Origin of the sequence: Gelidibacter gilvus, from assembly GCF_004115975.1 — a bacterium.
Lineage (GTDB): Bacteria > Bacteroidota > Bacteroidia > Flavobacteriales > Flavobacteriaceae > Gelidibacter > Gelidibacter gilvus.
In genome coordinates, this window is the sequence record NZ_SDDZ01000007.1 from 1 (window position 1) to 22033 (window position 22033).

Below are 22033 nucleotides of genomic sequence, written 5' to 3' on the forward strand. Positions count from 1 at the left end.
TCCGTTGTCGAACTCCTTTAGGATCTTTGCGATCTGCTGTGGTGAAAATTTACTCTTTCTCATAATACTGTCTAAATTAAGATAATTATTCTACTTTTAAACAGTTCTGTTTTAGGGGGAGCTTACACTTTCATAGGCGATAACGATTTATTTTGGAATAGAATTAAATGGTGTTTTTAATAAAAAGGGGGAAATTTCTACTTCTAATAGAATGTATCAAAAATAACATAAATCACAATACAATATAAAAATCCTGATAATGCGCATTTATGCGCAAAATTTTAAACTAAAAAAAAGAGATCCAAATATATCGATATGATTGATTGACTTGACAACCAAACGATAACAATCATAATAGATTTAATAGATCATATCTGGGTTAAGTGGTATGCATGGAATATAAATATCTAAACACAATAGTCGTTTGAAGAAAAAGCTTTGTTATTAAATAATATCAAAATCCAATTACCAAGACTCTCCATAATAATAATAATAATAATAATAATAATAATAATATTTTTCCAATTGAATTTAAAATTAGGGGATTGCGTTAAGCTTTTCTTAATTAAAGTTGATTAAGACGTCATTATCTTGGCTTTGGGCATATAAATCATAATTTTGTAAAATATATTAATATTAAAAAGAATTTATGAGTCAAGTAAAAGAGAATGATACAGTGAAAGTACATTACACAGGAAAGTTAACCAACGGTCAAGTTTTTGACAGTTCTTTGGAGCGTGAGCCTTTAGAAATCACTGTCGGTGAAGGTAAACTGATCCCGGGTTTTGAAAAAGCTCTCATCAATATGAAAGTGAACGAGAAAAAAACAGTTGAAATTGTAAAAGAAGAGGCTTACGGCGATATCCAGAAGGAACTTTTTCATCAAGTTACAAAAGATCAATTGCCACAGGACATCCAACCAGAAGTTGGAATGGGATTAGCATCTAAAGCACCAGATGGTACTGAACACCAGTTTAGAGTTGTGGAAGTTAAAGAAGATCATATTGTTGTAGACGGCAACCATCCATTAGCCGGTCAAGATTTAGTTTTTGACTTAGAATTGGTTGAGATTAAATAGAAATACCATAGTTTCATTATAGAGCCATTTACTAATCGTGAATGGCTTTTTTAATTGAAGTAATCCAAATTCAGATCAGCGTATTTTTTTTGTTTCCAGAGGATGACGTGGATGCTGGCAGATGGAATCTGTTACACATGTTCAACCTAGCAACTATCTTGCAGATGGGTGGAAGACCATTTCAAAAGTAGTTTTTAGTCCATTTTATCTAACATCCAAATCCTTCCGTGAAAATCTGCTGGAGAAAAAAGCATTAGACCATCAAGTCTTTCACCTCCTCAAAATCCAATCCGCCATAAGTACCAGAACTCATCAGCAATAAAACTTTGTTGTCAAATTTTTGCGAAAACAGAAAGTTCCTAAAATCGTCAGGATTGGTGTAAATAATGAGATTATCACGTTCAAAAGCATTGGCGATTTGAGCATGTGTCACTTCTTTCAGTTTTTTAACCTCCACCGCATGCGGCGAATAAAACACGACGGCTACATCGGCAGCATCCAAAGTACCTTTATATTCTTTCAGAAAATTTGCATTCAGGCTACTGAAGGTGTGCAACTCTAAACAAGCCACTAGAGTTCTATCAGGAAATTGCTCCTTTACGGCATTGGTTGTCGCTTTAACTTTACTTGGGGAATGTGCAAAATCTTTAAATGCAATGCTGTTCTTTCCCTCTCCTATTTTCTCCAGACGTTTACTGGCGCCTTTAAAACTGGCAATGGCCTCATAAAAATCGTCTTCGTCAACACCCATATGTTGACAAATCCATTTGGCCCCAGCGAGGTTATTTAAGTTATGCTTTCCAAAAATCGCAATCGGCAACAGACCTTCTGACGTTTCCAGAAGTGTTTCACCATTTTCAATTTTATAGGCTGGCGTATGGTACGGTAATTTTCTGATCGTGTTTTCTGAAGCTTCCACTATTCTTTTCACTTCGTCATCTTCTTCATTATAAGTGATACTTCCTCCTTTAACTATACTATCCACAAATATTTTAAACTGCTCTACATAACCTTCATACGTTGGAAAAACATTAATATGATCCCAAGCAATCCCGCTCAATAACGCAATATTGGGTTGGTACAAATGGAATTTTGGCCGTCGGTCAATCGGCGAGCTCAAATACTCATCACCTTCCAATACAATAAAATCATTGTCATCCGTTAATTTCACCATCACATCAAATCCTTCCAACTGTGCGCCCACCATATAATCCACATCTCTATCGTGATAATCCATGACATGAAGGATCATGGACGTAATAATTGTTTTTCCATGACTGCCGCCTATCACCACTCGGGTTTTGTGTTTGGACTGCTCGTACAAAAACTCTGGATAGCTATAAATTTTCAATCCTAATTCTTGAGCTCGTAACAGTTCGGGATTATCTGCTTTGGCATGCATCCCCAAAACCACGCAATCCATAGAAGTGGTTATTTTTTCAGGAAACCAACCAAAGTTTTTTGGAAGCAAGCCTCTCTGCTCCAACCTTGTTTTCGAAGGTTCATAAATCTCATCATCACTTCCTGTTACCTGATATCCTTTATGGTGCAAAGCTATGGCGAGATTGTGCATGGCACTGCCACCAATAGCTATAAAATGTACGTTCATAGTTTAATTTTGAAGACTCCAAAGATAGTTTTTTTGATACGAAATGCGAATGAAAATGAATCTGAAAAGAAGATAATTGTTACACAAAGTTTCGCAGAGATAAACAGAGAAACGCAGAAAATTAGTAGAAATATTCGTGTATTTGTGGCTATTATAATCTAAGAATAGCCGTTTTCTCTGACTGAAAAAGTTCATTCTTGGGTAATTCAGCTAGAGCGAGTTCGATGTGTTTTAGTGCCTCTGCTTGTTTGCTTTGCAGTTTGTAGATCTGCGCCAATCGGTAGTTTGCCCACGCTTTTGGCAGATCATCTTTCACTGAAAAATTAATAATGTATAGGCGAAGGTGCTTTTCACCTTTGCTCAATTGGGTGTTGTTTTCAGCTGCCACTTTTCCTATTTGGTAATTCAAGTCGTTATTATCATGCTTAACCTGAGCGGCTTCCATATTGGCAATGGCTTTATCTGGCTGCTTTTGGGCTTCATATAAATTAGTGAGTTTCTGGAAACATAATAGAGATCCACCTTCCACAACTGCGAGCTTATAATACTTTTCAGCAGTTTTAGGTTCTTTATCGTAGTCATAGATATAGCCCTTTGCCAAATAGCCATCTACTTTTGAAAGGTTTTGCAACTCATCGGCATATTTAAGTGATTTACTCATGCTACCACCAATAATTCCCGGTAACTGCATATACAATTCCACCAAGGCCCAGCGGGTTTCAATATGCTTTGGATCAAGCTCTGCCGCTGTGATAAATGCCTGCTTGACATCACCTATAATGGCTAGGGCTTTCATTTTATTGACCGACAAGGCTTTCATGCCCAAAGCGCCACCATATTTATAATGATAGTTCGCGGTTTTGGGGCTTAAATCCACCAATTTCTTATAGTTTTCGATGGCGCCATCCCATTTTTTTTGATGGCCATACGCATCTCCCAAAAGCTCAATACCTGTAACGTTAGTAGGGTTATTCTTCACATAAGTAGTCATGAGCGCTTCCGCTTTTGAAAATTGTTTGTCAGCCAAAAACTGTTCAGTTTTTTGAATATCGGTCTGACCTAATGCCGCTAATGAAAAAAAGAAAACATAAATAAAAAATTTCATAGTGAAGTTTATGAAATCAAAAATAGACATTCTCACGCACTATTCTTTATTCGATATTGGATATTCGATATTTACCCAACGTCAATTGTTGTGGTATTGTTTTTGCTTATTGATAAAAAGCAATAAAGTTAACTTCAAAATATGTTAACTTCACTCAATCAAACGCAGGTCTTACACATTTCGTTTTTTTTAAAAGGTCTAAGTGTACTAGCTTTCGAATAAATCCAGGTCAAGGATTAAAATCTATTCATATGATGAAACAGTTTATAACACTATTTATGATTTTATTTTTCGCAAATTTCGCAAAGGCGCAATCCAATAATTACGAAAAACTATGGAAAGATGTTGAAAAACATGAAAATGAAGGTTTGACCAAATCAGCTTTGGAGGTCACAGAGCAAATTTCCAAATTGGCCGTTGCCGATAAGAATACCTCCCAGCACATCAAAAGTTTACTGTATAAAAGTAAATATGCACTCATTTTAGAAGAAGACGCGCAACTTAAAATTATAAACGATTTTAAATCTCAGATTGCCACTAGCGAAATTCCCACCAAGAACATTCTTGAAAATATGCTCGCCAATTTGTACTGGCAATATTTTCAACAAAACCGTTATCAGTTTTATAACCGAACCCATACGGAAAGCAAAGTTGATGCGGACGATTTCAGAACTTGGGATTTACGCACCTTGTTTGAAGAAATTGATGTTTATTTTCAAAATTCGCTTAAAAACAGTTTAGTTCTTCAAGATACCCCATTGGTTAATTATGATGAATTGTTACAATTATCAAAAAACTCGAAACAATACCGACCAACTCTTTTTGATTTTTTGAACCACAATGCTTTGGAATTTTATCAAACCGATGAAAACAGCATCACTCAACCTGCCTATAAATTCCAGATTGATAATCCAGAGTTCCTTTTGGATGCCAAAACCTTTGCTGGACTGAACATCAGACACCAAGATTCTACGTCTTTACAGTTAAAAGCTCTAAAGATTTACCAAGATTTAATCACTTTCCACTTTAAAGACAAAGTGCCTTACGCATTAGCGAATGTGGATATCCAGCGTCTGCATTTCGTTAAAGACAATGCAACGTTTGTCGATAAGGACGCTATTTATTTAAAAAGTCTCCAACAAGCGTTAGCAACTTATAAAAACCATGAAGTTTCTGCACTCTACAATTTTGAAATCGCCTCACTATACTATCAACAAGGTCAAAATTTTGACACTAAAACCAACGCTGACGTCCGTTGGAAACTTAAAGAAGCTATGACGATCTGCGATGCGGTAACACAGGATTTCCCAAAAAGTAACGGTGCCGAAAAATGCGCGGTTTTAAAAAATAACATCTCAAAACCCACCTTAGAGCTGACTGCAGAAAACAGTATTCCAATTCAAGAGCACAGCTTGATTTTGGTACGTTACTCGAATTTATCCCACTTAAAATTTAGGGTTTATCCGCTGACGCCCGCACAGATGGAGACTTTAAATAAAACACACCGTCAAGAAGAACAACTTGCTTTTATCAAAAAGTTAAAAGTCGCGGAGGAATGGGATAGCCAACTCAGGGATGAAAAGGACTTTCAAGTGCATACTACTGAAGTCGTCCTTCCTAAATTGAGTAATGGACAGTATCTTATTGTGGCGACTCCAAATGTCTCCAACGGGGCGTTTTTTGCTTTTAAATCCATTCAAGTGACCAATATGGCTTTGGTGACTAAATCTGACACCGACAAAGAACTTTTTCAATTGATCAATAGAATCAATGGCCAACCAATTGAAGGCGCAAAAGTGACGGTGAGGTACCAAGTAAATTATAATAACGCGTACAAAACCCAAAATTTCCAAACGGATAAGAACGGTGAATTCAGCATGATAAATTCCCAAAACCGTTATTACAACATGGATATCACTGTGATTTCTAATTCAGACACGGCATACTTTAAGGATTATTATAGCAGAAGTTATTATAACGAAGCTGATGATCAAGAATTGACAACGTATACCCCATTTTTATTCACAGACCGAAGTATTTATAGACCAGGTCAAGTGGTCTATTTTAAAGGGATTGCCACCAAAACCGAAAACAAAAAGACCACAGTATATACCAACCAATCGGTACAAGTGGCACTTAGAAATGTCAATGGAGAAGTGGTCAAGGAACTCAAGCTCAAAACCAACGATTATGGTTCGGTTTCTGGAGAATTCATATTGCCTAGTGACGGATTAACAGGTGAATTTAGCCTTAGCATCAATGCAGGAAGTTATGGATATGCCAACATTTCTGTTGAAGAATACAAACGTCCAAAATTTGAGACCAAACTACTTCCAATCACTGTAACCTTCAAAGTCAATGATTCGGTAACTATCAAAGGAAATGCTTTAGCCTATGCTGGCAGTACCATTTCAGATGCAAAAGTAGTCTATCGCGTGCACAGAAAAGTACAATATCCACGTTGGTATTATTGGTACCGACCTTGGTTTAGCAGTGAACCACAGGAAATTGCGCATGGCGAAAGCATGACCGATAAGGACGGGAATTTTGAGATAAAATTTAAAGCTATTCCGGATGCAAGCGTGGACAAAAGCAATCTGCCCGTATTCAATTATGAAATCACTGCAGATGTCACCGATTTAAATGGTGAAACTCGCAGCGCAACTACTATTTTGAATGTCGGATACCATGCGCTTCTGGCCAATATAAGTATAGAAGGACAATTGGATAAATCAAAAAAGGAGCATCAACTTTCATTAAGTACCAAAAACTTAAATGGCGAATTTGTTGCCGCACAAGGCACTATTCAAGTTTACAAACTTCAATCGCCAAAAGAAGTTTTAAGACCACGCCCTTGGTCGGCGCCGGATTATCAAGTCCTCTCCCGCGAAGAATTTAAAAAATTGTTCCCGCATGAAGCCTATCAAGAGGAGCACAATCTAGAAACTTGGGAAAAAGGCAAGATGGTTTTTGAAACCAATTTTGATACTTCAAAATCGAAGGAGATTAAATTGGAAAGCCTTAAACAATGGGAATCTGGCAATTATATCATCATTTTAGAAAGTAAAGATCGATTTGGACAATTAGTGACAGATCAAGCGCGGACTTTTGTGTTCAGTCCAGATGATATAAAGCTTCCGGATAATCAGTTATTTAGCGTTAGCACGGATCAATCGACTTATAAATCCGGTCAAAATGTGATCATTACTTTTGGCTCTGCAGCAGAAAATGTGGTCGTTACTGTAGATGTTGAAAAAGGACATAAAATCATCAACACCTATATCATACCGTTAAACAACAAAAAAACAATTGCGATTCCCGTAACCGATGCAGACTTGGGTGGATTTGCCATTCACTACAGCTTCGCCGCTTTTAATAGTTTTAAAACTGGAACCCAGACTATTGCAGTCCCACATCCAAAATCGGAGCTGACCATCGAAACCAAAACTTTCAGGGATAAATTAGAACCAGGGACAGACGAAACCTGGAGCTTCAACATCAAAGGTCCACAAGGCGATAAAGTTAGCGCTGAGCTCTTGGCAAGCATGTATGATATGTCATTGGATCAATTTCAACCGCACGAATGGCAATTTAGTCCTCTTTTTCAACCTAATTATTATAGTTCCAACCAAAGACGTGCCATCAAGAGTTTTGGAAGCAATAGTTTTTATGTGTACTTACCGACCAGTAATATGAGCTATCCTTATCAAAGCTATGATCAATGGAATTGGTTCGGATTTTATTTTGGTCGTGGAAATCACAATCTGATGCGTACGGTGAGAGGAAGTGCGCCTGGTGTTCGAATGGAAAAATCAAATATGATAGCTGTTGAAGATTCAGCCGCAGAATTAGAGGAAGTAGTAACTGAAGGCTATGACACAAAGGAAGAATTAGCCAATCCACCGATTCCTCCAATGCCGCCTGAACCTCAAGAAGATTTTACATCGGTTGCCATTCGTAAAAACCTTCAGGAAACCGCTTTCTTTTTTCCACAGCTGCAAACGGATACCGAAGGCAATGTCATCTTCAGCTTCACAACACCTGAAGCCTTGACCAGATGGAAAGTGCAACTCTTGGCGCATACCAAAAATTTGGAAAGTGCAACAACAACTTTGGAAACCGTCACCCAAAAAGAATTGATGGTCATCCCGAATGCACCTCGTTTTTTACGTCATGGCGATGTCATTTCTATCAGTACGAAAATTGCCAACCTCACTGAAAACACATTATCAGGAGAAGCGGTTCTACAACTTTTTGATGCCATGACCGGGAACCCTATTGACGCTAAACTTAACAATTCAGATAATAGAAAATCATTCGCTGTAGATGCCAACGGCAATACCCAAGTTACTTGGAGCCTGACAATTCCTGATGACGTGGATGCCGTTCAATATAAAGTGATTGCAAAATCGGGCGCTTTCAGTGATGGTGAACAAAATCTGCTGCCTGTACTTTCAAACCGGATGTTGGTTACAGAAACTTTACCGATGTGGATTCGCTCAAATGAAACACGAACGTTCACATTGGATAAATTGGCTTCAACAGGCGCTGCCAACAGTTCCAAAACACTTAAAAACCATAAATTAACCTTGGAAATGACTTCCAATCCAGCGTGGTATGCCGTCCAGGCGTTACCCTATTTAATGGAATATCCTTATGATTGCAATGAACAGATCTTTAGTAGATTTTACGCGAATGCTTTGGCAAGCCATATTGCTAACAGCAATCCAAGAATTAAAGAAGTGTTTGATCAATGGGCTTCTCAAGATGCCTTAATCAGCAATCTTGAAAAGAATGAGGAATTAAAAAGCATTCTCATTGAGGAAACACCGTGGTTACGCGATGCTCAATCTGAAACTGAGCAAAAAAAACGCATTGCTTTACTCTTCGACATGAACAAAATGTCCAATGAATTGCAATCGGCACAACGCAAACTTCAGAACAATCAAATAAGCAACGGCGCGTGGGCATGGTTTGAAGGCGGACGACCAAACCGATTTATTACACAACAGATCATTGTTGGTTTTGGGCATTTAGACCACCTTAATGTCAAGTCCTCTAAAGACAAAGAAACTTCTAATGAAATGATCAAAAAAGCCATCATTTATTTAGATGCTGAATTTGTTCAAGAATACACAGACCTTCGCAAATACGATAAAAATGTCGATTTGAGCAAAGACCATTTAAGCTATACCCAATTGCATTATTTATATATGCGCAGCTTCTTTCCAGAAGTCGCAAAAAGTAAAGAAATCCAAACTATAACTGCTTACTACCAAACACAAATTCAGAAGTATTGGTTAAGCAGATCTTTATATGCCAAAGGACTTATGGCGATGGTTTCACATCGTAACAAAGATTCTAAAACAGCTGATAAAATATTGAAATCCTTAAAAGAAAACAGTATTACTTCTGACGAATTGGGCATGTATTGGAAAGATAATACTGCATCATGGTTTTGGTACCAAGCGCCAATTGAAACCCAAGCGCTAATGATTGAAGCTTTTTCAGAAATTCAAGATGACGTCAAGACCATCGATAACTTAAAAATCTGGTTACTAAAAAACAAACAGACCAACGGTTGGAAAACCACCAAAGCTACTACTGAAGCCGTTTATGCATTATTATTGCAAGGTAGCGATTGGTTGAGCGTAACCGACATGGTAGAAGTTGCGGTAGGTGGTGAAAAAATTGAAGCATCAAAATTAGAGAATGTAAAAGTTGAGGTCGGAACGGGTTATTATAAAACAGCTTGGAATGGTTCTGAAATAAAACCAGAGATGGCAAATGTCACCTTGACCAAAAAAGGCGATGGTATTGCTTGGGGAAGTTTGTACTGGCAATATTTTGAAGATTTGGATAAAATAACTTTTGCCGAAACACCTTTGCAATTAAAGAAAAAACTGTTCTTAAAATCAAACACCGATAAAGGCGAACAACTTACAGAAATCACTTCTAAAACCGATTTAAAAGTTGGCGATTTGGTAAGAGTTCGAATCGAATTGCGCAGCGACAGAGCTATGGAATTCTTGCACATGAAAGATATGCGTGCGGCAGGTTTTGAACCCGTTAACGTGTTGTCTTCTTATAAATATCAAGACGGATTGGGCTATTATGAAAGCACAAAAGATGCCGCCACTAATTTCTTCTTTGACTATTTACCAAAAGGCATTTACGTTTTTGAATACGATTTACGTGTGAACAACAGCGGCGACATGAGCAATGGCATCACGACCATTCAAAGCATGTACGCTCCAGAATTCATGAGTCATAGTGAAGGAGTTCGAGTGAAGGTGAAGTAAAAAGCGAGAAGCTGGAAGGATGGAGTTAGAAGTAGACTTTGCCGGCATAACATCAAACCTAGCTGAAACAAAAAATTCCTTCCCTCGCCCATTGAGCTTGTCGAAATGAAGGGAAGGTGGATTCAATTTCAGAAAAGGAATTGAAGACGGAAGGGTTTATTCAAAAGCGATGATTTAGGAATAAAAGAGAAAAGCAAGGAATATTGAATTGCTCCAAGTAAAAACCACCTCGTCTTCTGCTTCTCTGCGGAAGCAGAAGCCACTCCTCCTTAAAAAGGAGGAGAAGTTTGTGGCATGCTTAATTTTTAAATGTAGATAAATAATAAAATTAACCCAGAAGCTGGAAGTGACGAAAAGTTGGAAGGTGGAAATAGGATTAAATTAAGCTTATAGCGCTAATTTCAATCGCACGCAGACCAATAAATTCCTTCCCTTCAAAAGGGAAGGTGGATTCATCCCGCGGATACGGGATGAAGACGGAAGGGTTTATTAATTCAAAAAGCACCAATTTAGGAATAAAGAAGAATACCTTTACGCATTGAATTGATCCAAGTCGAAAACCACCTCGTCTTCTGCTTCTCGAAGGAAGCAGAAGCCACTCCTCCTTAAAAAGGAGGAGAAGTTTGGGCGTGCTTGGTTTTTAACTGTAGATAAATAATAAAAAGCATTTGAGCGTCTAACCTATAACAACGGTCTTGTCTCTTGATTCTAGCAGCGAAGCGGTCTTAATTCCCGCCTCCGCAAAAGCTACGGACGGGCAGGCTTAATTCTATTCCTAATTTTATTTATAACAGACGGAACTTAGTCTATATACCCCATCTCCCTCATCCATTCATTATTGAACATTTTACCCACATAACGGCTACCATGATCGTGGAATAAAACCACCACCACATCATCCTTAGTAAAATGCTCTTTCAATTGCAACAAACCTTTAATGGCGGCTCCTGCTGAATTGCCCAAAAACATGCCTTCCTCTTTTGCCAATAATTGGGTATAAACGGCGGCATCCTTATCAGTCACTTTTTCGAATCCATCGATGATATCAAAATCGACATTTTTAGGAAGAATATCTTCACCAATTCCTTCAGTCACGTAAGGATAGATTTCGTTTTCATCAAATATTCCAGTCTCATGATATTTTTTGAAAACACTGCCATAAGTATCAATTCCCCAGACTTTGATATCCGGATTTTGTTCTTTCAGATATTTGCCAACACCAGAAACAGTACCTCCAGTCCCTACTCCTACCACAAAATGGGTAATCTTGCCACCCGTTTGTTTCCAAATTTCAGGACCAGTACTTTCATAATGGGCTTTTGCATTGCTTAAATTATCGTATTGATTCACGTACCAAGAATTTGGCGTTTCTTCACTCAAACGTCTGGCAACCGAATAATAACTTCTTGGATCGTCTGGTGCCACATCGGTAGGACAAACTATAACCTCAGCACCAACGGCACGTAGGATATCCATTTTTTCTTTGGATTGTTTATCGCTCATCACAAAAATACATTTGTAACCTTTCACGATCGCGACCAATGCTAATCCCATTCCGGTATTTCCAGATGTGCCTTCTATGATGGTTCCTCCTGGCTTCAATCGCCCGTCAGCTTCAGCATCTTCAACCATTTTAACAGCCATTCTGTCCTTAACAGAATTGCCTGGATTGAAGGTTTCATATTTAGCCAAGACCAAGCATGGTAAATCTTTAGTTAATTTATTGAGTTTGACCAAAGGAGTATTTCCAATGGTTTCAAGAATATTTTCTGCGTAGTGCATGCGTTTTATTTTAAGAATGCAAAGGTAAGTGGAATTTTTGATTTATTAAATTGTTGGTGCTATTACGCAGAGATGCACGGAGAAATCACGGAGGATTCACAGAGTTCTTTTGAGATCTGCGTCAATTTGTGAAATCTGCGGGAAAGTTCACCGAAAACTATTACGCAGAGATGCACGGAGAAATCACAGAGTTCCACAGAGTTTTTTTGATATCTGCGTCAATCTGTGAAATCTGCGGGAAAGATCATCAAAAGCCATTTTACACACTATACTCTAACTAATCAAATCGCATCGCCTTAACCGGAGAAATCTTAGTTATGATCACCGAAGGAATTAAAAGCATCAACAAACACACAATAAATGTCCCTAAATTCAGAAGTAAAATATAATCTAAACTGAGATAAACCGGAACTTCTGTTACGTGATATTCTTTAGGGTTCAAAGTTATTAATCCAAAGTACTTTTGAGCCAACAACAATCCCAACCCGATTAAATTTCCCCAGAACAATCCCAATCCGATCAAATAAGTCGCATTATATAAAAACACTTTTCTAATGCTCCAATTATTGCTTCCTAAAGCTTTCAAAATGCCAATCATTTGGGTACGTTCCAAAATAAGGACCAATAATGCGGTGATCATATTAATGCCAGCCACAAGAATCATGATCCCGATAATGCCATAGGTATTGTTATCAAAAATGTTGATCCACTCAAATATGGAAATGTATTTTTGCTTCACCGTAATTGCATCCATATCGGAAGGGATATTCTCGTAGATCTCTATCCCTTTAGTTTCTATTTGATTGAAATCGTCTAAAAACACTTCAAAATTCCCAACTTGATCTTCAGTCCATTTATTGAGTCGTTGCACATGGCGAATATCGGTAATCACAAATTTCTCATCTAATTCACTCATTCCAGAATTGTAGATGCCCACAATATTAAAAGCACGTAAAAAGGGCATCTCATCAATACTTTCTTTTTTGAAAACGGTTTGAAAGTTTTCGCCCAACTTGAACTGTAATCGGTTGGCCAAATATTGAGAAATCAGAACTTCATTGCTCATCTCACCCAAATAATCCGGCAATCTTCCTTCAACCAGAAATTCTTTAAAATACCGCCAATCATAATCTGAACCAACACCTTTGAGAACAACCCCCTCAAAATCAGTTGCCGTGCGAATGACCCCAAATTTTGTAGCCGTAGCCTGTACATGCCTGATGCCATCAATGTTTTTAAACTGAGGATAAAAATCTTGGTTTTTGCTGATTGGAATTTCAGATTCATCAGACACATTACTATCAAAATTGGTAATGGAGACATGGCCATTAAAAGCCACCACTTTATCTCTTATTTTTTGCTGAAGACCGATTCCTGTAGCAATCGCGATAAGCATTACCACAATGCCAATAGCAATTGCTGCAATACCAATTTTTATTATTGGTGCCGATACACTACTTTTATACGCTTTACTGCCTATAATACGTTTAGCTATAAAAAACTCGTAATTCAAAATTTTAAAATGCGATTAAAGATGTTCAAAAATACATTATTCCCGATAATAACGGCGATTGTTTTAGTATTGATTTCCTGTGGAAACGGATCTAAAAATCAAAAGACGGAGGACGGACGACCGATGACAGAAGATGTTTCTCTAAAAACAATAAAGGTCGGCGCCAATCAAATGGAAAACTATCTAAAATTATTGGAGGGCAAACAGGTTGGCGTTGTTGGAAATCAGTCGAGCGTCATCTTTAAGAACACAAATCAGCAAACTGATCATACAAACTACACGCACCTTGTGGATTCTTTAATTAGTCTGAACATAAACGTGAAAAAAGTCTTTTCGCCAGAACACGGATTTAGAGGCACCGCTGATGCTGGTGAGAAAATTCAAGATGGATTGGATCCAAAAACAGGATTGCCTATCATTTCCCTTTATGGCGATAACAAAAAACCAAAACCAGAACAACTCAAGGGTTTGGATATTTTAATCTTTGACATCCAAGATGTGGGCGTCCGTTTTTACACATATATCTCTACTTTACATTATGTCATGGAGGCTTGTGCTGAGGCGAACATTCCTCTCTTAATTTTAGACCGACCAAACCCAAATGGACATTATGTAGACGGTCCAATTTTAGAAAAAGCGTATACCAGTTTTGTGGGAATGCATCCTATTCCAATTGCTCATGGGATGACGATTGGTGAATATGCCAAAATGATCAACGGCGAAAAATGGCTTAAAGATGGTATTCAATGTGAATTGACCGTTATTCCGATGGCTAATTACACTCACGACATGCCATATAGTTTACCTATTAAACCATCGCCAAATTTACCAAACGACCAATCGATTGCCTTGTATCCAAGCCTGTGCTTTTTTGAAGGCACCAATGTGAGTGTTGGGCGCGGTACCAATAAGCAGTTCCAGGTTTTCGGAAGTCCAGATTTGGACAAGAATCACTTTAATTTCAGTTTTACACCACAACCTAATGAAGGCGCAAAAACGCCTCCGCAACAAGGAAAAATGTGTTATGGAGAGGATTTGACACAAGTTCAGGTGACCTCAGGATTGAATTTAAATTACGTCATTGACGCCTATACTTATACAGCAGATAAGTCGAAGTTTTTTAATGCATTTTTCGTGAAATTGGCAGGTACCAAAAAACTTCAGGAGCAAATAGAAAAAGGACTTTCTGAAAAGGAAATTAAAGCCACTTGGACAAAAGGACTTGAAGATTTCAAAACAACTCGTAATAAATATACTTTATACCGATAAAATGAAATAATGCTTCGGTGTCTTGACGGAAGGATTTAAAACCACTTATACATGCTTTATTAACAATGAGCTATAAATAAAGTTGAGTGATCAATTCGGCTTTCCTTAAATTCACTAAAGAAACTTTACTTTTCCATAGCTCTGAATTTTTTTCATCTTTTCTAAGTTGGTACGCGGTATAATAAACAAAAGCGAGAAGAGATTCAGTGGTTTCATCAATTTCTGAAGCATCAAATTTCTTTAATAAACGCAGCACTTTTCTTGGTTTATTGTCAAGAAGGTATTGTGAGTAATTTAATAAGTTGATTTTATCTTCAAAGTCCTTCTTACCTTCCAACTCTTTGGTTAACAAATGTTTTTTCGCTTCATCTAAATAGACCACAGCTAAATTAACAATGTCTTTTCTCACGTTTTTATTAACCAGAATCGCATAATCCATATATTTTGAAGCCAATCGATAGGAGGTCCCGAAATCTTTATGCTCCGCGTAATTGCGCAATTCCGAATTCAAAAAAGAAGTATTCAACCCATAATTGGTGATGAATTCTGATAAATTAAAATAAGCTTCAGGGGAAAATGAGGTGTTGACAATATTTAAATTAGCATCCATAATCTTTATGTTGTCATCTTCAAATTGAAACATATAACTCTTGCTCCTGCTATCTTTTACGGCATCATATAATTCGCCATAAAGATTTTCATTCACCTTTACAGGCACAAAGTATTTCCAAATGATTTCATTGATCTCTTCATTTTTAAATAAATCGTCAAATAACACTTGAGTGCCATTTGTATCCGTCATGATTACGGGATACGGTATTGAAGTGGCATCCTCCCACATCATAAATAGAAATTTATCCTGAACTAAAGCAATGCGTTTGGCAGCATCCAGAGAGGTCAACCATTCTTGAGACAAACAATAATTGGACATTGACAAGGTCAACATTAAAAACAGAACACCTCTTTTCATGATCATAACTTTATTTTTATTTATGTTTTTTTCTTCAACAAAATTAATACTTCTAAACAGATAACGACATCCTTAGTGCAAGCTTAATTATTCGTTCATTTCTTAGATTGGTATTTGACAAACCTCTTATCTGACGTAATAAAATCAGCAATTACTATGAATTCACAAAAACACACAAGGCAGAATCCGACTTTATTGGCAGTTACTTTTTTATCATGCCACAGAAGGTTCTATTTACCTTATGCTTATCTTTGCCCCACTCTGTGAGATTCTGGACGACCTCTTACATAGTGTAAAAATAACACATTTAGAACTTAAGATTTCCAACTTTACGGAAATGAAATAAAACTTTCAATGAGAGATATATTCGGAAAAGCATTATTGGATTATTATAACGGGAATTATACGGAAGATGTTTTCACCTCTACAAACATATCTGATGAGGATGAACTGCCTTTGCCCTTCCTTTTCAGAGATTATGATGAAATGCCACCATTAGAAAAGAAAGCCATGGAACATGTTAAGGGCAGGGTCCTGGATGTTGGTTGCGGTGCGGGAAGTCATGCCTTGTATCTTCAAGAACAAGGTTTTGACGTGAAGGCTATTGATGTCTCAAAAGGTGCCATAGAGGTTTCAAAAAGACGTGGAATCAAAAATGCCGAAGTCATTGCGCTTTTAGATGAAACCGAGAAATTTGATACCATTCTATTATTGATGAATGGAAGTGGCATTTTTCAGGAACTGTCAAAAGTACCCCACTATTTGAATCATCTCAAGTCACTATTAAATCCTGGGGGTCAGATATTACTCGATTCTACAGATATCATATATATGTATGAGGATGAGGACGGTGGATATTGGAAGGATTTGAATGCGAATTACTACGGCGAACTCGATTATTTGGTGAGTTATAAAGGCGAATCAGAACCACTTACCACTTGGCTTTATATCGATTTTGAAACTTTAGTAACGGCTTGCAAATCGGTGGGATTACAATGCGAACTGATAATGGAGGGTGAGCATTATGATTATTTGGCGCGAGTTTATTAAAGATTAAAGTTGCGTATTGTTACACAAAAGACACAAAGAAGGCACAAAAAACACGAAGAAAATCTTTGTGAAACTTTGTGCTTTCTTTGTGTAACTTAGTGTTACAACTTTCAATCCATTAAATTATGATTATCGAAAATAATCTGTCGAACAAGATAATTGGTTGTGCAATTGAAGTTCACAAACAACTCGGTCCTGGACTATTAGAATCTGCATATAAAGAATGTTTATTTCATGAACTTTCAGTATTAGGACTTAGCACCAAAAAAGAACTGGCATTACCAATTGTGTACAAAGACATAAAATTAGATCATGGTTATAGAATTGATTTACTGGTAGAAAACAAAGTCGTTATAGAAATTAAAACCGTCGAAAACTTTACAGATGTACATCTCGCTCAAGTTCTTACTTACCTTAAGCTTGGAAATTACAAATTAGGTTTATTACTAAACTTCCATGTAACAACCTTAAAAAACGGTATAAAAAGAATCGTGCTGTAAGAAGTTACTGTTTCTCCCCACCCACAAAAGTTCCTTCCACTTTAATATTCGGGATTTCATGAACCTCAACGGTCATAATATCTTTATCAAGGATGATGAAATCGGCGAGTTTACCTTTTTCGATGCTTCCTTTTTCATTCTCCTCAAAATTGGAATAAGCCGCCCAAATGGTCATACCTTTTAAAGTTTCCTCTCGGCTCAATGCGTTTTCCATTTGAAAGCCATCCTTTGGATATGCTTCCAAGTCCTGACGGGCTGTAGCGGCATAAAACGTCAAAAACGGACTCACTTGTTCCACTGGGAAGTCAGTTCCCAAAGCGACTTTTCCGTAAGCGTCCAATAACTGTTTGTTAGCGTAAGCTCCTTTAATACGTTCTGATCCTAAACGGTCTTCTGCCCAATACATATCGGAAGTGGCATGTGTTGGCTGAATCGATGGCATCACGTTTTTATAAAGCTCAAAATCTCCAGGTGACACAATCTGCGCATGCTCCACACGCCAGCGTCTATCCGATTGATCTTTTAGTACTTTATTGTAGGTTTGCAATACCGCATGATTGGCAGAGTCGCCGATAGCATGAGTATTCATCTGAAATTCAGAGTTTGCAATTCGTTTTGCGGCATTATTAAAGGTTTCTAAATCCGTTACCATCAATCCAAAATGGTTTGGCTTATCACTATATGGTGCTCTTAACATAGCTCCTCTTGAACCCAAGGCACCATCGGCATAAAACTTAAAACTACTAACGTTAAGCCTATCGTTTTTACTCACCCCTTTGTTCAAATAATAATCGACGTTTTCTTTTGATCCCGACACCATGGCATAGACTCGGATTTTTAAATCGCCTGATTGTTGTAAACTATCAATAAGTTCAATGGCTTGTCGAGATAAACCCGCATCATCAACTGTGGTCAATCCGTAATCAAAACAGATTTTCTGAGCGTCCAAAAATGCATTGATCAGTTCTTTCTTAGAAGATTTTGGCCAATGCGCCATCACTAAATTCTCTGCATTATCTACTAAAACTCCTGTCAATTCTCCGTTTTCAATAACGACTTCTCCACCACTCACTTTACTATCAACTGTTACTTTGCCCAAATCCAAAGCCGCTTGATTGGCTAAAATGGCATGCCCGTCAATACGCGTCAAAACGATTGGCGTATCAGGATACAGTGCATCCAATAATGCTTTATTAGGAAACTCCTTGACTTCCCAGTTATTTTGATCCCAACCACGACCTGTTATGAAGTCGAGGTTTTTTTCATTCTGAAATTCGCTGATGCGCTGAATGATTTCCTCAAAACTTTTAGTCCCCACCAAGTCAACCGATTGTTGGTTTAATCCCAATCCCAAGAAATGGCAATGCGCATCAATAAATCCAGGGACAATGGTTTTTCCATTAACATCGATGATATTGTTGGAAGCATATTTGTCCTGAATAGCTTTAGAACTTCCAACTTCGAGAAATTTTCCATCTTTAATAGCGAAGGCCTCGGCTTTATCAGAATTGTCATTTACCGTATGAATATTGGCATTGATAAAAATCGAATCAACCTCAGTTTTTTCGCTTTCACAAGAAAAAATAAGGGCTACAAACAGGAGAACTAATAGTTTTTTCATCTTAATGATTGGTTTCAGTTGGATATTGATTGTCTTGTAAAAATAAGAAAAGCATTCCAATTGAAATGCTTTTCAAAACTTATCTCTTACGTTTTCTGTTTTTCACGTAATCTTCTATAGCCTCCTTTGTAGTTAGCCAATTTCTGCCTTCCTTATAAGCATCTATCTTTCCTGTACGTGCCAAAAGACTGATATATTCCTGCCCATAGGGAAGATTTTCTTCTTCTACCAAATTGGAGATCTCTGAGTATTCTAAGGTGTTTCCTGGCAACGCATTAAGGTAAATATTTAAGGTACGCTCTATGGCTTGCGACATAAGAAGCATCAACTTTCCATAATGCCCTTTGTTGGCATCATTAAGCGCTGTATAATATTTAATCCGATCATTTGTCAGAATAATAGCTGGCGGAAAACCATGGGTTATCAACAACAAATTCATCGCCAACCTTACGGTCCTGCCGTTTCCATCAAAAAATGGATGTATCCAAACAAACCGATGATGAAACACGGCAGCAAGCTCAACAACATTCAAATTTAAAGGATTCTCCTTGATAAATGTTACTAGATCATCCATCAAACCAGATACTTTTACGGCATTTGGCGGCACAAAATTTGCTCCCGAAATGCGCACACCACCATTACGAAGTCTTCCAGCGAATTCCTCTTCTATGGAATTTAAAAGAAGCCCATGTAAAGAAAGAATTTCATGAATAGAAAGTGTTTCACGACGTTCTACCATTTTATAAAGAAGATTTATGGCCCGTTCATGGTTTTTTGCTTCGAAATGTTCTCTTAATGATTTCCCTTTTATAGTAATGCCATCTTGCAAAACCATTTGGGTTTCTCTTAAACTTAAAGTATTACCTTCTATACTATTTGAATTATAGGTCCACTCAACCGTCAAAGCTTCCCTGATTTTATTTAAGGCCATTGAAGGCAAAGGCCGGTGCTTTTTTAATTGCTCCAACTTCGTTTCAAGACGCTCAAAAATAGGCGTCATTTCTTCGCGATATGTTAAATCTAAATGTTTCACTTCACAAAGATACTATTTTTATCGGATATACTCTAATTATAGGCTATCCGATATTAAGATGATTGGAAGTAGCAAGAACCTCTTTGAACGGAGAAATTTTATTTTCAAAATGTCAATAACAATTTTTTTATAGAACACAGACTTATCCATTACTTCAGGTAGATAAAATCGATGATTTATATTAACAAAGCAAACAAGGCAAGACGGATCAGTGAAAATCTGTTCCATCTGTTTTATCCGCGTTCTACAAGAAAATGTTATAAATGTGAAAAGCACCCAAAATTAGGGTGCTTTAAATGTCTTACGGTAGTCGAATCAACTAACTTTCACTTCTCATCAAAAGATTCCTGCCTTCGCAGGAATTTGCTTTCGCAGGGAGTTTTTAGAAATCAAATTGATAAGTGGCTCCAGCCAAAAACTGAATACCTTGAACTGGCGTATTTATCCAGCGTTGATATTTCTTATCTGCAATATTATTTGCTTTAACATAAAATGATAATTGGTCATCAAAACGATAACCAACATGGGCGTTAGCATCAAAATAACTATCCAAGGTCATGGTCTGTTGTATGGGTAACACAAATTCATTAATATTTTCCTCCAAAAACTGATCCTTACGTTCGCCTACATAGAACAGCCCTGCTCCTGCAAACCAGTTTTCGTCAATTTGGTACTCCAAAAATAACGAAGCTTTCAGGTCTGGAAGGTTCCAAGCCTCTGCTTGTCTACTGGAGCTATAAGAGAAATATTCGGCTTTGGCACCTAGTTTAAAATTTCGGTTGACATCGACATTTAATTCGCCACCAAAGGAAAACGTTTTGACATCGTCATAGACCATTCCGAAGGAATTTCCATATTGATAATCCTCAGTAGCTCCAATATATACAGGGTTTGATGTGTACAATGCTTTATCATTTTCATTGATATAACGACTACTGACACTATAGCTGATGCTATTGGACAATTTCCCTTTTAAGCCTACTGACAAATTATATTTTTGATCGGTGGGACTGATATAAAGGGTCGGTGATACAAATGGATTTTCTTGGGCAAAATCATAATAAGAGTTTTGCTTGAGTCCGCCTTCAAGACCGCCAAAAGCAATCATCAACTCGTCCACCACTCTAAACGATGCCGTAATATTTGGATAAATATGCAATTTGCTAGCTCCAAAATCGCCCGTATTGTTCTTATATACCAGATTCACACCTAAATTAAGTGTTAAATCATCTCGGGTCATTTGATAACTTGGTGCAATGCCAAAACTGACATTGCCATAGTTTAATTCATTGTCTGTATAAAAATTTCTATCAAAAGAACCGTTGATATAATCGATGGTCACTTCGGTAGAAATCAATTCATCTTGAATAGGAACATCCGCAGAACCTCGTAACACAAAACGATTTTCGCCAGAGCCTTGGTTATCTCCAAATCTTCTATAGCGAACACTGGCATCTTTAATTAGATAATCATGAAGTTTCACTTTAGCACCAACATTTCCACCATAAAATGTGTGACTTACATCTAAAGCATCAGCAGTTGTAGCATCAAAATAAGGCTGTGGCAAGCCGTACCAATTGTATTTTTGATATAAAGCACCACCCTCCACTGTCCACGATAAATCTCTAAGTCTTTGGCTGTAATTCACATTCAGCTTGGTGTCAATAAAATCATCGTCCAATAGTAAGCCATCAATACCACCGCTTGAGGAATGGTGCGTGAAATAGCCGCCTACATTCTCTCCTCTACCTAATTCCTGATTTAAATAAACTTCTCCTAAAATCGTGGTGTAGGTTCCAACGCCCAAGGACGCGTAATTATCATATAATTTAACAGCCTTAGGTTTGTTGACCGTTGCCGCCTTTCCTTTTGCAGGTGTGAAGGTTGACGCCACAGGAATTGAAAAAATATTGTATTTAATCTCTTTTTTTGTGGTGTTGACGTCATCATCCAAAATTGGAGTTTCCTTGATTTTGAAGGCATCCGCGACCGTTGGTGTATAAGGTTTGACGACATTGACCACTTCAGAATCTAAAGTGTCTTTTGTGCGTTCTTGTGCAAAAGATGCAGTACTTAATAAAACTGCGATGAGGGAAATATATTTGATTTGTTTTAGCATTGTTTATTACGTGTTAATTTCCAAAAATAAAATTCCAAATTCCAACCGTTAGTGACATTCATAATCGTGAAATATTTCAGAA

Annotated in this window: 13 protein-coding genes; 5 read left to right on the forward strand and 8 right to left on the reverse strand. The window is 37.4% G+C overall.

Translation table 11 applies throughout. The features are described 5' to 3' along the window. Window positions 1-649: 649 nt before the first annotated feature. A complete protein-coding gene (locus ESZ48_RS12170) occupies window positions 650-1078 on the forward strand; it encodes an FKBP-type peptidyl-prolyl cis-trans isomerase (protein ID WP_129017771.1) in 429 nt (142 codons plus the stop codon). 253 nt (window positions 1079-1331) lie between these two features. On the opposite strand, the gene ESZ48_RS12175 is transcribed toward ESZ48_RS12170, so the two are convergent. Both ESZ48_RS12175 and ESZ48_RS12180 read right to left on the reverse strand, forming a co-directional pair. After that, window positions 1332-2687, reverse strand: a complete 1356-nt coding sequence (locus ESZ48_RS12175) for a UDP-N-acetylmuramate--L-alanine ligase (RefSeq protein ID WP_129017772.1) — start codon at window positions 2685-2687, stop codon at window positions 1332-1334. Between the two features lie 151 nt (window positions 2688-2838). Further along, complete coding sequence (locus tag ESZ48_RS12180) at window positions 2839-3792, reverse strand: tetratricopeptide repeat protein (RefSeq protein ID WP_129017773.1); 954 nt, start codon at window positions 3790-3792, stop codon at window positions 2839-2841. A 254-nt stretch (window positions 3793-4046) separates the two neighbouring features. Between ESZ48_RS12180 and ESZ48_RS12185 the strand changes: the two genes are divergently transcribed. Further along, window positions 4047-10094 carry an alpha-2-macroglobulin family protein gene (locus ESZ48_RS12185; protein WP_129017922.1) on the forward strand — a complete coding sequence of 2016 codons (6048 nt, stop codon included), beginning with the start codon at window positions 4047-4049 and terminating at the stop codon, window positions 10092-10094. Window positions 10095-10895: 801 nt separating this feature from the next. Here the strand turns inward: ESZ48_RS12185 and ESZ48_RS12190 are convergent. Together ESZ48_RS12190 and ESZ48_RS12195 are read right to left on the reverse strand one after the other, a co-directional pair. Next, window positions 10896-11876: a PLP-dependent cysteine synthase family protein gene (locus ESZ48_RS12190; RefSeq protein WP_129017774.1), complete on the reverse strand. Its 981-nt coding sequence runs from the start codon at window positions 11874-11876 to the stop codon at window positions 10896-10898. Between the two features lie 277 nt (window positions 11877-12153). Further along, window positions 12154-13389, reverse strand: a complete 1236-nt coding sequence (locus ESZ48_RS12195) for an ABC transporter permease (RefSeq protein WP_129017775.1) — start codon at window positions 13387-13389, stop codon at window positions 12154-12156. Window positions 13390-13410: 21 nt separating this feature from the next. Here ESZ48_RS12195 and ESZ48_RS12200 point away from each other — a divergent pair, with 21 nt between their 5' ends. Beyond that, complete coding sequence (locus tag ESZ48_RS12200; RefSeq protein ID WP_223266439.1) at window positions 13411-14658, forward strand: exo-beta-N-acetylmuramidase NamZ family protein; 1248 nt, start codon at window positions 13411-13413, stop codon at window positions 14656-14658. Between the two features lie 70 nt (window positions 14659-14728). On the opposite strand, the gene ESZ48_RS12205 is transcribed toward ESZ48_RS12200, so the two are convergent. Next, window positions 14729-15634, reverse strand: coding sequence for a hypothetical protein (locus tag ESZ48_RS12205; protein ID WP_129017777.1), 906 nt, complete (start codon window positions 15632-15634; stop codon window positions 14729-14731). A gap of 348 nt (window positions 15635-15982) precedes the next feature. Between ESZ48_RS12205 and ESZ48_RS12210 the strand changes: the two genes are divergently transcribed. Together ESZ48_RS12210 and ESZ48_RS12215 are read left to right on the forward strand one after the other, a co-directional pair. Next, a complete protein-coding gene (locus tag ESZ48_RS12210; protein WP_129017778.1) occupies window positions 15983-16678 on the forward strand; it encodes a class I SAM-dependent methyltransferase in 696 nt (231 codons plus the stop codon). Window positions 16679-16803: 125 nt separating this feature from the next. After that, on the forward strand, window positions 16804-17178 hold the full coding sequence (locus tag ESZ48_RS12215; protein ID WP_317127991.1) for a GxxExxY protein: 375 nt from the start codon (window positions 16804-16806) through the stop codon (window positions 17176-17178). A 4-nt stretch (window positions 17179-17182) separates the two neighbouring features. Here ESZ48_RS12215 and ESZ48_RS12220 read toward each other — a convergent pair whose 3' ends face one another. From ESZ48_RS12220 to ESZ48_RS12230, 3 genes are all read right to left on the reverse strand, one after another. Then, entirely contained in the window at window positions 17183-18799 is a 1617-nt protein-coding gene (locus ESZ48_RS12220; protein ID WP_129017779.1) for an amidohydrolase, read from the reverse strand. A gap of 79 nt (window positions 18800-18878) precedes the next feature. Next, window positions 18879-19832, reverse strand: coding sequence for a Fic family protein (locus tag ESZ48_RS12225; protein WP_129017780.1), 954 nt, complete (start codon window positions 19830-19832; stop codon window positions 18879-18881). Window positions 19833-20214: 382 nt separating this feature from the next. Next, window positions 20215-21951: a porin family protein gene (locus ESZ48_RS12230; RefSeq protein WP_129017781.1), complete on the reverse strand. Its 1737-nt coding sequence runs from the start codon at window positions 21949-21951 to the stop codon at window positions 20215-20217. Between the last annotated feature and the right edge of the window lie 82 nt (window positions 21952-22033).

What these genes read in the sequence shown, in the direction of transcription:
- ESZ48_RS12210 (WP_129017778.1), top strand. Translation starts at nt 15,983, where the DNA reads ATGAGAGATATATTCGGAAAAGCATTATTGGATTATTATAACGGGAAT.
- ESZ48_RS12205 (WP_129017777.1), bottom strand. Translation starts at nt 15,634, where the DNA reads ATGATCATGAAAAGAGGTGTTCTGTTTTTAATGTTGACCTTGTCAATG.
- ESZ48_RS12180 (WP_129017773.1), bottom strand. Translation starts at nt 3,792, where the DNA reads ATGAAATTTTTTATTTATGTTTTCTTTTTTTCATTAGCGGCATTAGGT.
- ESZ48_RS12175 (WP_129017772.1), bottom strand. Translation starts at nt 2,687, where the DNA reads ATGAACGTACATTTTATAGCTATTGGTGGCAGTGCCATGCACAATCTC.
- ESZ48_RS12215 (WP_317127991.1), top strand. Translation starts at nt 16,804, where the DNA reads ATGATTATCGAAAATAATCTGTCGAACAAGATAATTGGTTGTGCAATT.
- ESZ48_RS12220 (WP_129017779.1), bottom strand. Translation starts at nt 18,799, where the DNA reads ATGAAAAAACTATTAGTTCTCCTGTTTGTAGCCCTTATTTTTTCTTGT.
- ESZ48_RS12170 (WP_129017771.1), top strand. Translation starts at nt 650, where the DNA reads ATGAGTCAAGTAAAAGAGAATGATACAGTGAAAGTACATTACACAGGA.
- ESZ48_RS12185 (WP_129017922.1), top strand. Translation starts at nt 4,047, where the DNA reads ATGAAACAGTTTATAACACTATTTATGATTTTATTTTTCGCAAATTTC.
- ESZ48_RS12230 (WP_129017781.1), bottom strand. Translation starts at nt 21,951, where the DNA reads ATGCTAAAACAAATCAAATATATTTCCCTCATCGCAGTTTTATTAAGT.
- ESZ48_RS12200 (WP_223266439.1), top strand. Translation starts at nt 13,411, where the DNA reads ATGTTCAAAAATACATTATTCCCGATAATAACGGCGATTGTTTTAGTA.
- ESZ48_RS12190 (WP_129017774.1), bottom strand. Translation starts at nt 11,876, where the DNA reads ATGCACTACGCAGAAAATATTCTTGAAACCATTGGAAATACTCCTTTG.